Source organism: Clostridium sp. JNZ J1-5, assembly GCF_053901425.1.
On record NZ_CM132773.1, the window covers coordinates 3,600,838 to 3,616,135 of the forward strand.

A 15,298-nucleotide genomic window follows, 5' to 3' on the forward strand; every position below is an offset into this window, starting at 1 on the left:
TAATAGTAATACTATAATCTGTAGAAATAGATTTAATAGAAGCCTGATTTTCTCGGTATGGATGTGGATTTTTTCTATCTGCATAATAATAGCGTTCGTTATACCAGATAAACTTTTCAGTCGCTTTGCTACAACCTATCGTTTTCATATATTGTTTATGATAGAAATTGTTTTCGCAAGTATTATAAGCTGTATTATTCAATTTCAACATAAAGTTAGAATGAAATAGTATATATTTATTTAATTTGCAACCTTCTTATAGTGCGAAAGACAAAGTTAAATATCCATAAGGAAATAAATCTGTGCATATGGTAAGTAAAAGCTAAAATATCACATAACAAAATGTTTCCGTCAGCCTTGGCTGGTGGACTATTTTTACATAATGTTATGTAAAATTGTGGTTTATAATCTATGTGTAGGTTATTGCTTAAAGTAGCGCCAAAGTACATTCACAGCCAACCGAGTCGTCACAACAAAAACTAAGATAAGAGCTATCTAAGCTTTCATGATGGCTGTAGGGCTGGTGAACGTCGGAAATATTGAACGTTATACGTAATTTTGAAAATGAATAGCAACAGACCAAAAATTTTTAGACTTTTTGAAGTGTAATTGTAGAATATAGTGAATTAAAAGGGGAAAATATAGTGGTTTGTACAAATATTATTTCTAGACCAAAATGAGGAGATGGTTTTGTGAGTATTTTTTTACTAAGACATGGAGAAACAGATTGGAATACTATTGATAGGTGTCAAGGACACACAGATATTCCACTAAATGAAACAGGAAAAAAGAAGATTGAACAAGTTGCTTTTATCTTCAAAAGAAACATTGGTGATATTAACTATATTGTATCTAGCCCTCTATCTCGTGCTTATGAGAGTGCGTTGATTTTTTCAAATAGTATTGGTCACAAAGGAGAAATAATAATTGATGAGTTATTTATCGAGAGATCTTTTGGTTTAGCAGAAGGGTTGTTAGAAGAAGAGATTAAATTAAAGTTTCCCAATTTTGACATCGCTGAAATGGAGACCGAGAAGAATGTTTTTTCAAGAGTAATACAAGGCTTAAATTACTACGATAGCATATATTCTGATGTAAATATATTAATTGTAACACATGGTGCTGTATTAAAGACATTAGTAGATAATCAAACAACTTACTGTGGAGCAGATATCAACATAGTAAAATCTGTCCCAGGTGGATTATTTAAAGTAGATTTACGAAATGGAGAGCATCAGATTAAAGAAATTAAGGTTCTATAAGGTGAAACTATGGAAACATTAATAACTGAAAGGTTAATATTAAGAGAAATTATTCCTGAGGCAGTAAATTGTTTAATCAAATATGGATTTAAATATAAATTTCAAAAAAATGAAAAATTAAAATTGTTAGATAATAAGGTAGTTACTATTTTATATTATTGTATATTTAAATCTGATTGTATTGAACGCAACCAATAAGTTAGTTATTACAACACAATATTCTTATAGTGTTAAGTACATTTAGTGGATTGTTAAAGGCTTAATTCAAAGTGTAGTGGCTAAAGCTACGTATAACAATGCACAGCAAGGGGTCAAGCCTACAAAGAAACCAAAGCACATGCCTCAGCTAACCGAGCCGGAATTTAGAAAAGCTAACATAAGAGCTATGTAAGCTTTTCTAAATTCCTGTAACGCTGAGGCACATCTTGAGTGCGGAACGTTATATGACATTTTAAATCTGATAAAGTTTATGTCTACGCATAAAGTTTTTTATTAGATTTACATAATGCAGACTTACAAATTTAAATTGCTACGAAGCAAAGTTTATTTATATTTTCAGGAGTGTGATTCCTATGTCAAATAATGCACATGACAAAATAATTAAGAAAGCAGCAAAGGAAATTCTTATTCCTTTGGGAATGTTTCAAAAAGGACAATCGAGGTGCTGGCTTGATGATAATGGTTGGTATATTACTCAAGTTGAGTTTCAGCCAAGTGCATGGAGCAAAGGAGCATATCTTAATGTTGGCGTATCTTTCCTTTGGGAAAAATCAGAAGCATTAAATAACACTTTGTCCTTTGATTTTGGCTATCGTGAAAAAGGACATGTAGAATTTAATGGCAATGAAGATAATTTTTATAGAGAAATGATTGGATTATCAACTTACGCAAAAGAAAAGGTTTTATATTATCGAAAATTCAAAGATTTAAACTTTTGCAAACAACAATTGGAGAACAATGTGAAAAATAGTGATTCTCTTTGGAATAAATGGAATATGGCGATGTTTTATTTTTTCATAAAAGACAATGACTGTGGTAAAAATTATCTAAAAAGAATAATAGAAGCCAATGACCTAATGAATACGGATATTGAATGGGTAAAAAGAATGTTAATTAAATGTAAGGAACTTTTCTTAAGTGAAACTGCTTTAACAGAATATGTAATAAGTTCTATTATTGAAAGAAGACGATTTTTTAGCAATAAAAGTAGTTATAGAAAACTAAGAAATTGGCAAGATTTTGAACTCTATAAATAGCATAATTAGAGGTTATTTCACTTTGTAATTTTCTTGCTTTGCGAAATAATAAAAAAGGAAATTAGATAGGGGGAATACCTCCGCGCATAGATAGCAAAAGATTTAAAACATCATATAACAAAATGCTCAAGTTAGCTTTGCATGAAAAGGCTGCAAAGCACACCTGGGAAGCCAAGTGCAATCGAACTAGGCTTCTTGGCGTCTTGAGCACGGAACGTTATGCCACACTGGATAGATAATAATTGAGTGATTTAATATAATTAAGGAATGGTAGAGTTATGTGGAATATAGGAGAACAAATAAAGCAAGCCGAAGTAGGTTTGAAAATTGAAATTAGAGAGGTACCAGATCTACAGAAAGATGAGTTAATTAGCAGAGTAATTAAAAAGTTTTGCAGATCTAGAAACCTATTTCCGCTGTGGGATAAATTATCATCTTATGGGAGTATTAGTGACTCACAATCTTGGAGTTTAATCAATAAATTTATAGGAGATTCAGAGGCAATTTTATTTTTCAATCCACACGATGAAAGAAGAGCTTTTCAATTCAAAAATGGATGGGATTTGGTTCCAACTTTAAGTGAAACATACAATGCTGAATTCTATGTAGTAAATGGCGATTTAGATTATTTAATCTGTTTTAATCATCATGATACCTTAATAATATGTGGAAAAGCATATGAATGGTTTAAGAAAGAAGGGCTATTACATGAAGTTTCAATGTAAATGCGGAAAATTTTTATCCAATTCTCATGCTCTGAATGATACGCAGCTTTGGGTTTATATAGATAAGTAATGGGAAGAAAAAGTTAATATTGGAATTATAGATTCAGTTACTATTCCTTTCCCAGAGTATGATGTTTGGCACTGTAAAGACAGTGACAGGATATACTTCTTCAAATGGGGAGAAGGGTCTTATGTCAAAGTTTACAGAAGGGAAGATTTTGATTAGGTGCATCGCATAACAAAACATTCAAGTTCTCTTTGGCTATTTTGGGTCAAGCCTTCGAATAAGCAAAGCACATTCCTTCACCAAGCCAAGTCTGGCTAAGGTTCAGGAACGTCTTGAATGCGAAACGTTATGTGAAATTGATAGCTAGGCTATCACAAAGGAGGTAAAAATGCTTAGTAAAAGAAAGAAAATTTATGCAGATGATCTAGTTGAAATAACACAAGGTTTTCTTCAAAAGATTAAAGACATAAATGAAAAGCTGTGTGAAGATAATCTTGTAAACCAAGGATTATTTTTAATGGCTAATTCATTATTTGAAGATTCAATTAGAGAATTAATGAAAATTATATTAATTTCATTTCCCGAAAAATTAGAATTAAAATCGTGTACAATAACAAAAGCTCATATTTGCGAGATAGCTGATAGAGGGCATGAGGTAATAATTGAAAACGAACTCTATTTATTATTTCGTGAAGGTGTCGTAGCGCAATTGGAGTACCTAACTAATATAATTTGCGGTAAAAAAACTAAAGAGGTTGAAAGTGATATTGAAACATTGATTACGAAATGTGCAGATATTTCTCTATACAGAAATTCATTAATTCATAATAGAGGGAAACCAAGTAAGGATTTGTTCAATAAGGCTCAACATTATAAATGTACAAGTTCAAAATATATTGATTTTAATATTGAAATGATAAAAAAATTTTTAGGTGATTATGAATCATTATTCATTTTTTTGGAGTGTAAAATTAAAGAAAAATTCAAATTCTATGAACAAATTACAAGAATACAAAAATTAAAAGAGTTATGGTATCGTTGTTTTGCTAGTCCTGTATTAGTGTTTGAAGATTATTGGGAAGTAAATACTAAACATGACGTAGTTATGAGCATAAAAAGATGTAAATATGAAGAAGTGATAAGTAGTGGGGAGTCAGTATATTTATCTATTTGGAGGCATCAATATGATGATAGATATAAATCGCAAGAATTCTTACTATGTAGTATCGATCATTTAGTTATTTGTGATATGTATAATGTATTTGATGAAGTTAAATTCTATTATATGTCTCAAGAAGCTGATAGAATCAAACATGGATAAAGAGGAAAGAATTGTTCTCAATGATTTACGTTATCAACTTTGACATAACAAAAAATTTCCGTTCAAATTGGCTTGAAAAGATAAGCAAGCAACATCTGCGGCACTAAGCCAAGTCTAGCTAAGTGTCTCGGCGTCGAAAATTAAAAACGTTATCTGAAAAGCCATGTTTTATTAAGATGTGTTGTCGTTACATAAATAGTATGAAGAGACGGATTTATAGAATATGATCAAATAAACAGAATATAAAGGAAGTGAGAGTATTGATAATCCGAGAATATAAAAAAGAAGATTTAAGGTCTGTTGCTAAAGTTCATGTTGATACATGGAATTCTACATATGAAAATATATTTCCAGAGGAATACCTTAAAAATCGAACATATGATAATCAATTAAAGAAATGGATTGAAAGACTTTCTAATAGTGCTACAAATGAATTTATGTTTGTAGCAGAGAATGAAGATGGTCAAGTCATTGGATTTTCAACAGGTTCACTAAGTAATAAAAACTGTACTTTTGACAGAACAATATATACGTTGTATATATTAAAAGAATATCAAAAAATGGGCATTGGAAAATTACTTGTAAAAGCAGTCGCTTCAAAGTTAAAAAAATTAGGTGCTAAAGATATGATTTTATCTGCTTTTGGCGAAAACAATGCCTGTAATTTCTACCAACATATTGGTGGCAAACAAGTTGATAAAAGAGTAACTAATCTTGCAGGCCTTGAATTAGTTGAAGTTTCATATGCTTGGAATGACATAAACTATTTGATTAGTCTATAATTTGATACACAATCTTCTAACATTGTGTTGCAACGGTAGAAGATTGAGATACAACAGTATGAAATGGCTCACTAATTATAAGCTATGATATTTTATTGGAGGGTTAAAAATGGAGAAGAGATTTAGTCTTTTATTTGGTATTATTGGAGGGTTATTTTTAGTGATTTTCAGACTTCCTCAGACTAATTTATATTTTGCACTTGGAGGTTTTCAAGGTTTTGTTACAGATTTCATAACAAGTGTAATTTCCTTAATTGGATTAATTTTTGTTTTGTATTTTAGTGTACTATTAATTTTAGACACATTAAAAACAATACATAAGAAATAAAAGTATCCTGAAAAGGCATATTAGATTTTTTAAAATTAGAAATTTAAAGAGTAATCGGAAGGTATGGAATATCAAATTTAGAAAGTACTAAACATAGCTCATCAGATAACAAGGTATTTCCGCAAGGATATAATTTTATTGGGGTCAAGCTTACGGGAAAGAAAGTCATAGCATATTTACCACCCAACCGAGGCATCATCATGAAAGATAAGATAAGAGCTATCTAAATTTTCATGATGACTGTAGGGCTAGTGAACGTTGGAAATACTAGACGTTAGATGACACATGCTTTGCCACCGTCCTTGGTGGCAATTTGAGAAATGATACATAATAGTGTACTTTTGTGAATTTAAAGAGGGTGAAGTATATGGATATTGAAAAGTTAATTAATGAACTTGCTAAAAATATGGCAAAGACAGTTCTTAATAAAAAAGAAAGTAATGAGCAGATAAACTTAAATGATATTGGATCCGGTGATATTCTTCAAATTACCTTGAAACGTCTTGTTAATGATGGAGAGTATAATAAGGCAGAGAATATACTTTTTGATACAATAAGCAAAAATAATTCACAAGAAACCTATCAAGTAGCAATTAATTTCTATAACATGTTACTTGAAAAGAGTGATGATGAGTTAGCAAAGGGAAACTTTTCAAGAGAAGAAGTTTATCAAGGTTTAGAAGAGATTAAAAGTATATACCAAGTATAGTGTACACTATTATAAAATTATAAAAAAAGAACTTAAAGTTACATTTGTTAGTATATGTAATATAGCTGACTCTGCGAGACTGAAACACATCACCTTTCGCCGTCTTTAGATCCAGGTAAGTTTTATATGCATCATCTAACAATGTATTTCCATAAGATTATGGCTTTACTATGATCAAGCTCATGGGAGTAAAAGCCATAGCACATTCACCAGCCAACCGAGGCATTATCATGAAAATTAAGATAGGAGTTATCTAAGCTTTCATGATAACTATAAGGCTGGTGAATGTCGGCAACACGCAACGTTATCTGAAAAGCCATGTTTTATTAAGACTTATTGCCGTTACATAGATAGTATGATAGGACGGATTAGTAAAATATTGTTCATTAATTTTTTGTAATTTGGATACTATAACATTATACACAAATTTGAAAATATAAAAGGAGTGTATCAGCATGGATGACAAAAAAGATGTTTTAGATAATGGCCCTTTTTTTCATGGTACTAAAGCAGAGCTAAAAATTGGAGATTTATTAGAACCACAACACTTATCAAATTACCAAAATAAAAAATCTAATTATATTTATTTTACTGCAACATTAAATGCTGCTAAATGGGGTGCTGAATTAGCGGCATCTAAATCAAAAGAAAGAATTTATATTGTAGAACCATTAGGTGAATTTGAAAATGACCCAAACTTAACTGACAAAAGATTTCCTGGAAATCCAACACGTTCTTATAGGTCTAAATCTCCTTTGAAAATAATAGCTGAATTAGGTTCATGGGAAAGACATTCCGATGAAGAAATAAATTATATGCTTTCATCTTTAAAAAAGTTAAGTGATGAAGGAAAAAATGTAATATACGATTAATCTATAAATATACAATTCGCAACATTGCAAGGCAATTGGTGAGCCATTTTCATAAATTGTGAAATAAATTTCAAGTTAATTGAAATGGCTTTATCCAAAGTGTTTTGGCAAAAACTACATATAACAATGCATTCAAGTTTGCTTTGGATGATTAGGGTCAAGCCTTCGAAGTAGCCAAAGCACATTACTTTACCAAGCAAAGTCCAGCTAGGGTTCAGGAACGTCTTGAATGCGAAACGTTAGTGGAAATACATATTTAAAAAATTTTAGTTCTTCGCTAAGTTTTCTTAAGGCATATTTGTATAAATGAGAAACTAAAAATTATTTATAATAGTTTATATTGGAGAAATCATAATGAGTGAAAAACAGATCGTAAAGAGGTATTTGATTTGAACATTTTCTTTGACTTATTTTATGTGGGGTATTATTTTAATTACTAATCAATTTGGATATTTAGAATGTGGTACCATATTGTTTTGGCCATTTTATGCAATTGGTGGACTTGCATCTACAATTATGGGAGCCTTTCTTTCAAAAAAAATCGGGAAAGGTTGAAAGTTATATTCAACTTATCAAAGAAATTTTTACAGTTAAGCAATCAGTAAAATATTATATAGTGATATTTGCAATGTCATTTATGTTGGGAGCTATTTATAAAGTCAGTTATAGCCTTTGGTTATGTGTATTATTTCATGCCATGATTAATGCATATTTGCAGGTGTGGGTTGATTCGGATAATATCATCAACCCTTTAGTTTCAACTTACTCTTCGGCAGTTTTCAAAATTATAGTTGCGATAGTTATAGTTGAGGTACGTAATCATTTAATTAAAACAAAAGCGTTATCAGTATAAGTGAAGTTCAGTTAAGTGGGAATATTATTAAATGATTACAAAAACATAAGAGTTATCTAGATGAGAAAACAAGCCACCTGTAGCGCTGAGGCACGTCACGAGTGCGGAACGTTAGACGCAATTTAGATTAAAAAAGTAAAGGTTTATAAATTTTTGACAGTTATAATTTAAGAGAAAACAGTGGAAAATATATAATTATTTGGAGGTATTTTTTTGATAGGCGAACGTGCTTTGGTTACAGTTCTTTTAGGTGGAATGCTTTTTATGCCTTATATCATTCTTGAAATAATATTCAATATAATAGTTATTTTTGGAGTTAAGTTTTTTTGTAATGTCTTTCAAAGATGTGATAATACAGATTTTGCTAATTTCTTGAAAGGATTAAAGAAACTAGCTATACTTAGATTAAATTTATTTCCAATAGTGGCATTAACTTTGGATATTATAAATTTTGCAATAAGTAGGAACAGAACTGTATATAGTGATTTTTGGAGTGTAGTAAATAATGTTTATGTTGATACAAGCATTTGGTTTTGGATTTTTCTGTTATTGATAGCAGTATTGGCAAGTACATACATATTAATTAGACATTATTATTTAAAAACAAATGGTTTGTACAAACCTAAATTGATATTGATAATAATGATAATTTCATCTTCAATTATAGGTTTAGTATTTTCATTTCAAGGCACATTTATGTTTTGGGCTACTTAATTATAATTATATTTATTATGCTTACAGCTGGACATGTGTATAATGATACTTTAGTAAGTGGATATAAAAAAAGAAAGTTTTAAGTTTAAAGGTGTAATAACTGCTTTAAAAGAAATGAAAATTTCTCAAAATAATGAAATGCTGCTCTTAGCATCTGCATATGGTGAAAATGCTTCATCTGGTATTCCAATAAATCAAGGCAAGGAATTAATTGAAGATGGCATAAAAAAGAATGATGAAGTATATTTAATAAAATGCAAGTTAATAAAAGTACAATAGATAAAGCATCATAATAGATAAGCATATTTCTAAAGTTTGGATTTCTCTAATTGGGTTTGAAAGCTTTGGTAGAATGATAGTTAATTCAAGGGTGTTAGTTTATTCAATTGATATATTGTCACTAATAGGATTTATATTATTAGCAGTATTTAGCTGTTTATGGTCAAGTCTTCGAATCCATAATTTTAAAACATAGTATATTACAAAGAGTATATATTTTGTTGATGGAGGTGTCAAATGGAGAAAAGTATAATTAATAAACTTGACAAAGTATTAAATAAAACAATTGATAATAAAAAAGTGTTTGATTCAGTTATTTATATTGAATCAATGGATGGAGAGTTTTCATGGATAAAATCAGCAGGCAAAATGAAAATAGATACTCAATATGCTATAGCGAGTATTACCAAGATGTATACTGCAACGGTTATTATAAAATTAATAGAAGATGGATTGTTGTATTTTGATGATACTATTGATAAATTTTTTCCTAAAGACTATCTTGCAGGGCTACATATTTATAAAGGAAAAGAATACACATCTACAATTACTATTCAACAATTATTGTCCAATACAACAGGGTTACCAGATTTGTGGACAGAAAAAAATGCGACTGGTAAATCATATTTTAATGAAATATATGAAGAAGATATTGAATTGACTTTTGATGAAGCATTAAAAAGGACTAAAAGTATGAAGTCACATTTTATAAATGGGACTAGAAATAAAGCATTCTATTCGGATATTAATTTCGACTTGCTAGGGGAAATTGCAAAGGCAATTACTCATAAAGAACTAAAAGATATTTATGATCTGTTTATTATACAACCACAGGAACTAAAGCACACCTTTTTATGTGAAAAAACAAGTGTATTTGCACCAATTTATTTAAATGCAAAACCTCTCAATCGTCCTTTAATTGTAGCATCTACAGGTGCATCAGGTGGTATTATTTCAACAGCACAAGATACAATGAAATTTTTGAAATCATTTTATACAGGAAAGCTTTTCAAGGAATCACATCTTTCTATGCTCTATAAGTGGAATAGGATTCAATGGTTTCCACTAGAATATGGTGTAGGTATGATGAGATGTAAAATGTCAAGATTAATGTCGCCATTGTTTCCTGCTCCTGAGATTATAGGACATTCAGGTTCCACGGGTACATTTTCCTTCTACTGTCCATCTAAGAGTTTATTTGTAACAGGAACAATAAATCAAATAAACAAGCAACCGTTTCCGTTGATTTATTTATTGCTACACTGCTTTGATTAAATTGTATATTAAGTTAGTGTAATAATTTGTGGTTATAAGTTAAGTCACAATGTTTTATTTATTTTAGTCGCTATTGTCAGCGGGTGGATAGGCGTTCTTTGGGGTTGTAATAAGAATTCACAGAAGCTAGGTTAGTTATAAGTAAAAACAGCACTAGATTTTAGGGCTGTTTTTTATGGCAAACGCTATGCCATTGAAGGGATATACTTCTTGGTGTTAAAAGGGAAAGTTAGACTTTATAATAGACTATTTTAAATTAAGATTATATTAAAAAATGATGGTGTAAGCGGAATTCTTTATTTATATACAAAATTATACATGGAATATATGAACAAATTAGTTAGCAATTGTATAAAATATGAACTTAAGCAGGCGTGTCAAAGGACACGTTTAAATTTTAAAAAAAAGTTGTAACAAAATTTAGTTCCAAGAGTCTTATGTATGAAAGCGAGGTGAAACTGTGACTGATTTTGAAGTTATATACTCTCAATATTTTGCTGATGTCTATAAATACGCACTGTCGCTATGCCGCAATAAAACTTTGGCAGAGGAATTAACTCAAGAAACGTTTTTTAAAGCTTTGAAAAGTGTAGACAAGTTTAAAGGAGACTCTAAAATACGGGTTTGGCTGTGGCAAATAACAAAAAACACTTATTTTTCGCTATGTAAAAAAAATAAACATAATACCAATTTCATATGAAAATGGACTAGTGAGTGTGGAAATGGGAAGTAACGGAATGCTTGATGTCTCATTTAATGGTGATGATTATCATTGCTCATATCAACTTATCAAGACAATTGAAAAAGATGGTATAAAATAACATGTTGTATATATCTCTTAAGCCCCTAGATTGACTTGGACAATTGCCTATACATTTATTATAATGTAGAAAGTGATTGGAGGTAAGTTATGAAAGGTAAAAGTTATACAAAAGAGCTAAAAGATGAAATATTAAGAGAAGTACAGGAAGTAGGAAATGTTTCACTAGTTGCAAGAAGACACGGAGTGTCAAAGTCAACCATATTTACTTGGATAAAAAATTCAAAAGCTAAGGATGAAATTAAAGTTAAGCCAGGAAGAAAGACTTTAATTGGGGGAGAAAAGGAGCTTGAAAGCGAGCTTACAGAAGTAACAAAAGAAAATGATCAGTTAAAAAAGTTATTAGGAGAAAAAGACTTAGAAATAGCAATTCTTAAAGACTTAATAAAAAAAGCAAACCCTCAATTAAAGATAAAGTAGACATAGCTAAAAAGTATATAGATCAAGGATATAACGCAGTTTTTGTACTGAAAGTAGTTAAGCTTGGGAGATCAACATATTACTATAACTTAAATGTGGAAGGCAAAGAAAAAGCAAAACCTAAAGGCGGAAAGCCTAGAGGATATAGCTTAAACAAAGAGAATAAAAAGATATGCGATGAGCAAATTAAAGAATTTATTATGGAGTCAATCGATGGTGATGCTATTAACTATGGATATAGAAAAATAGCCCACCACTTAAGAAAGTATTATAATCTTGTGATTAATCATAAGAAGGTTTATAGACTATGTAAAGAACTCTGTGTGCTCAAAGATCAAAGAGTTATTAAACCTAAAATAAAGAGAATTATTGCAGCTAACAGAACTATAACAGGCTCAAATCAACTATGGGAAATGGATATAAAATATGGCTACATCCAAGGTGAGGATAAATTCTTTTACCTGTTAAACTTGATTGACGTCTTTGATAGAAGTATTATCGATTACCATATGGGATTACACTGTGAAGCTAAAGATGCTACCGCATTACTTAGAAAGTGCCTAATAAGAAGAAATCTATTTGAGGAAGGAGCTAAAAAGCCCGTAATAAGAACAGATAATGGTCCACAGTTTGTAAGCCATAAATTCAGCAAATGCTGCACAGAAATTAAAATAGAACATGAAAGAATACCAGTAAAGACACCAAATAAAAACGCTCATGTAGAATCATTTCATAGAATACTTGAGGATGAATGTTTAAAAATCAATGAGTTTCAAAATTATGCGGAAGCATATGAGATAGTAAACGAATTCATGGACTTTTATAACGATAGGCGAATGCATTCAAGCTTAAAGTTTATGTCACCAAATGAGTTTTACAACCTTTATTTTGGAGAAAGCCTAACCAATATTGAGATAAGGGCGTAAATCTAAGAAAAGTAGAGAATTTATTAGTCCTTGTCCAAAACAAAGGGGTTAATCCGATATCTATTATACAGATTCTATATGGACAAAATATTTTTCTAAGCCACGTAAGAATAAAGAATATAAATATACAATTAATAATAATTCTGTGGTAAATTATGATGACGGTAGGGGGGATATACAAGTAAAAAAAGATATATCAGCAGTGTATTATCTAATTGGCGATTACTCAGATATTTCACAAATATCCAATGAAGAATTACTAAAGAATTCCTTGGAAGCAGTTATTCTTTGGAAGAAGTAGAACCATATTAGTAGTACATTTGGCTGTTAATGGTAATATAAAAATACCCACTTATGGGATTAAAAAATCCCCACCTATCTTTAAAAATATTGTCCTATGTAGTTAAATTATTTTAACAAGTACATAGGAGGAAAGGATATGTTGGGGATAGCAATGCATACAACAATTGAAACACTTTATAAAAAAGGATTGAATAAGTCTCAAATATCAAGGATGTTAAAAATTGATAGGAAGACTGTAAGAAAGGTTTTGACAGCAATAGAAACCGAAGGTGAGGTTATTAAAAAGACTAGGCCATCAATTTTAGATCCACATAAGGAATATATTCAAATTCAAGCAAATAAAGGCCTGACGGCCAAAAGAATACATCAAGACTTAATAAGAGATTTTAACTTTGATGGAGGTTATGACACTGTTAAAAAATATGTTAAAACAATAAAGGATATCCCTTCTAAGGTATACATGGTTCTTCATTCGCAGCCTGGTGAAGAAGCTCAGGTAGACTTTGGTTATATAGGGACTTTAAAAATAAATAACACATATAAAAAAGCTTGGATCTTTGTAATGACATTAAGCTATTCAAGGTATATGTACGTTCAAATAGTATTTGACCAAAGCGTTAAGACCTTTATTGAGTGCCATAAGGCTGCTTTTAAGTATTTTGGAGGCATCCCACAAAATATAAAAATTGATAACTTGAAGGCTGGTATTTTAGAAACCGACTTCTATGAGCCTGTAATTCAAAAAGAATATGCTGCATTTGCATCTTATTATGGATTTTGGGCGGAGCCCTGCAGAGTTTATACTCCTACGGATAAAGGAAAAGTTGAATCATCTGTTAAATATGTAAAAAATAATTGCTTTAAAGGAAGAGAATTTAAGGATGCTGACGAAGCAAAGACTTTCCTAAAAGAGTGGCTTGATAATATTGCAAATAAAAGAATACATGGAACTACTAAAAAAACACCAATAGAAGTATTCACATCTACAGAAAAGAATAGATTATCATCCCTACCAATTGAGGACTTCGTCCTATCTCACAGCAGTGAGTGTCTTGTAAATACAAACTGCCATATCTCCTATAAAGGTAATTACTATTCTGTACCTTATGGGTTTATCGGACAAACTGTTAAAGTAATAGAAATGAATGGACTTTTAAGGATATTTTTATCCGAAAAAGAAATCGCCCTCCATAGTTTGCAGACCAATGAAAAGGGCAACTTTATAACAGATATAAACCACTATCCTAGAAGTAAGAATATCTCTATTAAGGACATTTTGTCAAGACAAAAATTAGAAATGAGTGAAATAGGAATTCATGCACTGGAATTTTATGAGAAATACTTAAATACCAATCTTAAAAATAGAAAATATGACTATAGAGCAATTTCTGGAGTACTCTCTTTAAGAAAAAAATATGATAGTGGAACTATAAATGAAGCCTGTAAAAGAGCTATAACATTTAATGCTATAAGTTATAAAATGATAAAAAACATCTGTGATAAAGGTGTAGTTTGTGATGAGATACCAGCCCAAAGCTATGTTAACTCTGAAGCTACAGAAATCGCAAGAAGTTTGCATGAATATAATAAATTACTATCAGGGGGAGTAGGAAAGAATGAATGATTTACTTTTATCTAAACTAAAAGATTTGAAACTCTCAGGGGTGATTAAAACCATCGATATGAGGAATGAAGAAGCCATAAAAGATAATTTATCTTTCATGGAGTTTATTGAGTTATTGATAAATGACGAGGTATTAAACAGAAAAAATAATGGTAATACTAAGAGAATTTCTAAGGCAAAGTTCCCACAACATAAATCTTTGGAAGAATATAATTTTAATTATCAACCTACGGTTAATAAAAGATTTATTTATAATTTAGGGACTTGTGAATTTATAAGAAAAAAAGAGAATATAGCATTTATTGGCCCACCCGGAACTGGCAAAACTCATTTAGCGATAGCTTTAGGTTTTAAGGCTATCGCCCAAGGATATAATGTTCTATTTACTACAGTTAACCAAATGCTCGAAGAGCTGTATATGTCTAGAGCAGATAACTCTTTTAACTCAAAAATAAAGAAGTACATATCACCAGATTTACTAATATTAGATGAGCTAGGTTTAAAAAAGCTCACACAAAGCAATGTAGATGATTTTTATGAAATTATCGCTCGAAGATATGAAAATGGCTCTATTATCATTACTACAAATAAGGTTTTTGATGAATGGGGAAGGATTTTTTATGATCCAGTTTTAGCTACTGCTATCTTAGATAGATTCATACATCATTGCCACTTTGTAGTTATAAAAGGTGAGAGTTATAGGATGAAACAAAGAGAAAGTATATTAAAAGAAATCTCCTGTGACGAAAGTCACAAATAATTTTTTATCTAAAGTGGGGAATTTTTAGTCCCATTTTTGAGGAATTTTTATTGACAATAACA

The 15,298-nt window shown here is 30.3% G+C and carries 18 protein-coding genes; all 18 read left to right on the forward strand.

Annotation, left to right across the window (positions count from 1 at the left end; translation table 11 throughout):
* The first annotated feature begins 692 nt into the window (after positions 1-692).
* The 18 genes from ACWW38_RS17300 (at position 693) to istB (ending at position 15,236) form a co-directional block, all read left to right on the forward strand.
* On the forward strand, positions 693-1,262 hold the full coding sequence (locus tag ACWW38_RS17300) for a histidine phosphatase family protein (RefSeq protein ID WP_456258770.1): 570 nt from the start codon (positions 693-695) through the stop codon (positions 1,260-1,262).
* Positions 1,263-1,271: 9 nt separating this feature from the next.
* Positions 1,272-1,460 carry a hypothetical protein gene (locus ACWW38_RS17305; protein ID WP_456258771.1) on the forward strand — a complete coding sequence of 63 codons (189 nt, stop codon included), beginning with the start codon at positions 1,272-1,274 and terminating at the stop codon, positions 1,458-1,460.
* Positions 1,461-1,834: 374 nt separating this feature from the next.
* The gene (locus ACWW38_RS17310; RefSeq protein WP_456258772.1) at positions 1,835-2,518 is read left to right on the forward strand and encodes a hypothetical protein; all 684 of its coding nucleotides are present in this window, start codon (positions 1,835-1,837) and stop codon (positions 2,516-2,518) included.
* Positions 2,519-2,796: 278 nt separating this feature from the next.
* A complete protein-coding gene (locus tag ACWW38_RS17315) occupies positions 2,797-3,243 on the forward strand; it encodes a DUF6756 family protein (protein ID WP_456258773.1) in 447 nt (148 codons plus the stop codon).
* 395 nt (positions 3,244-3,638) lie between these two features.
* Positions 3,639-4,571 carry a hypothetical protein gene (locus ACWW38_RS17320; RefSeq protein WP_456258774.1) on the forward strand — a complete coding sequence of 311 codons (933 nt, stop codon included), beginning with the start codon at positions 3,639-3,641 and terminating at the stop codon, positions 4,569-4,571.
* A 260-nt stretch (positions 4,572-4,831) separates the two neighbouring features.
* A complete protein-coding gene (locus ACWW38_RS17325; RefSeq protein WP_456258775.1) occupies positions 4,832-5,353 on the forward strand; it encodes an N-acetyltransferase family protein in 522 nt (173 codons plus the stop codon).
* A 109-nt stretch (positions 5,354-5,462) separates the two neighbouring features.
* Positions 5,463-5,681, forward strand: coding sequence for a hypothetical protein (locus ACWW38_RS17330; RefSeq protein WP_456258776.1), 219 nt, complete (start codon positions 5,463-5,465; stop codon positions 5,679-5,681).
* Positions 5,682-6,048: 367 nt separating this feature from the next.
* Positions 6,049-6,390 carry a DUF6483 family protein gene (locus tag ACWW38_RS17335; protein ID WP_456258777.1) on the forward strand — a complete coding sequence of 114 codons (342 nt, stop codon included), beginning with the start codon at positions 6,049-6,051 and terminating at the stop codon, positions 6,388-6,390.
* Between the two features lie 455 nt (positions 6,391-6,845).
* Positions 6,846-7,262, forward strand: a complete 417-nt coding sequence (gene arr, locus ACWW38_RS17340; RefSeq protein WP_456258778.1) for an NAD(+)--rifampin ADP-ribosyltransferase — start codon at positions 6,846-6,848, stop codon at positions 7,260-7,262.
* A 487-nt stretch (positions 7,263-7,749) separates the two neighbouring features.
* Positions 7,750-8,115: a CPBP family glutamic-type intramembrane protease gene (locus ACWW38_RS17345; protein ID WP_456260481.1), complete on the forward strand. Its 366-nt coding sequence runs from the start codon at positions 7,750-7,752 to the stop codon at positions 8,113-8,115.
* A gap of 213 nt (positions 8,116-8,328) precedes the next feature.
* Complete coding sequence (locus ACWW38_RS17350) at positions 8,329-8,829, forward strand: hypothetical protein (RefSeq protein ID WP_456258779.1); 501 nt, start codon at positions 8,329-8,331, stop codon at positions 8,827-8,829.
* A 57-nt stretch (positions 8,830-8,886) separates the two neighbouring features.
* Complete coding sequence (locus ACWW38_RS17355) at positions 8,887-9,108, forward strand: hypothetical protein (protein ID WP_456258780.1); 222 nt, start codon at positions 8,887-8,889, stop codon at positions 9,106-9,108.
* A 237-nt stretch (positions 9,109-9,345) separates the two neighbouring features.
* A complete protein-coding gene (locus ACWW38_RS17360) occupies positions 9,346-10,383 on the forward strand; it encodes a serine hydrolase domain-containing protein (protein ID WP_456258781.1) in 1,038 nt (345 codons plus the stop codon).
* A gap of 460 nt (positions 10,384-10,843) precedes the next feature.
* On the forward strand, positions 10,844-11,083 hold the full coding sequence (locus ACWW38_RS17365; RefSeq protein ID WP_456258782.1) for an RNA polymerase sigma factor: 240 nt from the start codon (positions 10,844-10,846) through the stop codon (positions 11,081-11,083).
* A gap of 210 nt (positions 11,084-11,293) precedes the next feature.
* A complete protein-coding gene (locus tag ACWW38_RS17370) occupies positions 11,294-11,623 on the forward strand; it encodes a transposase (protein WP_055668276.1) in 330 nt (109 codons plus the stop codon).
* Between the two features lie 47 nt (positions 11,624-11,670).
* Positions 11,671-12,549, forward strand: a complete 879-nt coding sequence (locus ACWW38_RS17375) for an IS3 family transposase (protein ID WP_242865980.1) — start codon at positions 11,671-11,673, stop codon at positions 12,547-12,549.
* Positions 12,550-13,003: 454 nt separating this feature from the next.
* Positions 13,004-14,476 carry an IS21 family transposase gene (istA, locus tag ACWW38_RS17380; RefSeq protein ID WP_456260430.1) on the forward strand — a complete coding sequence of 491 codons (1,473 nt, stop codon included), beginning with the start codon at positions 13,004-13,006 and terminating at the stop codon, positions 14,474-14,476.
* Positions 14,469-15,236, forward strand: coding sequence for an IS21-like element helper ATPase IstB (gene istB / locus ACWW38_RS17385; protein ID WP_456257365.1), 768 nt, complete (start codon positions 14,469-14,471; stop codon positions 15,234-15,236). Before istA ends, istB begins: the two co-directional genes overlap by 8 nt.
* Positions 15,237-15,298: the final 62 nt, after the last annotated feature.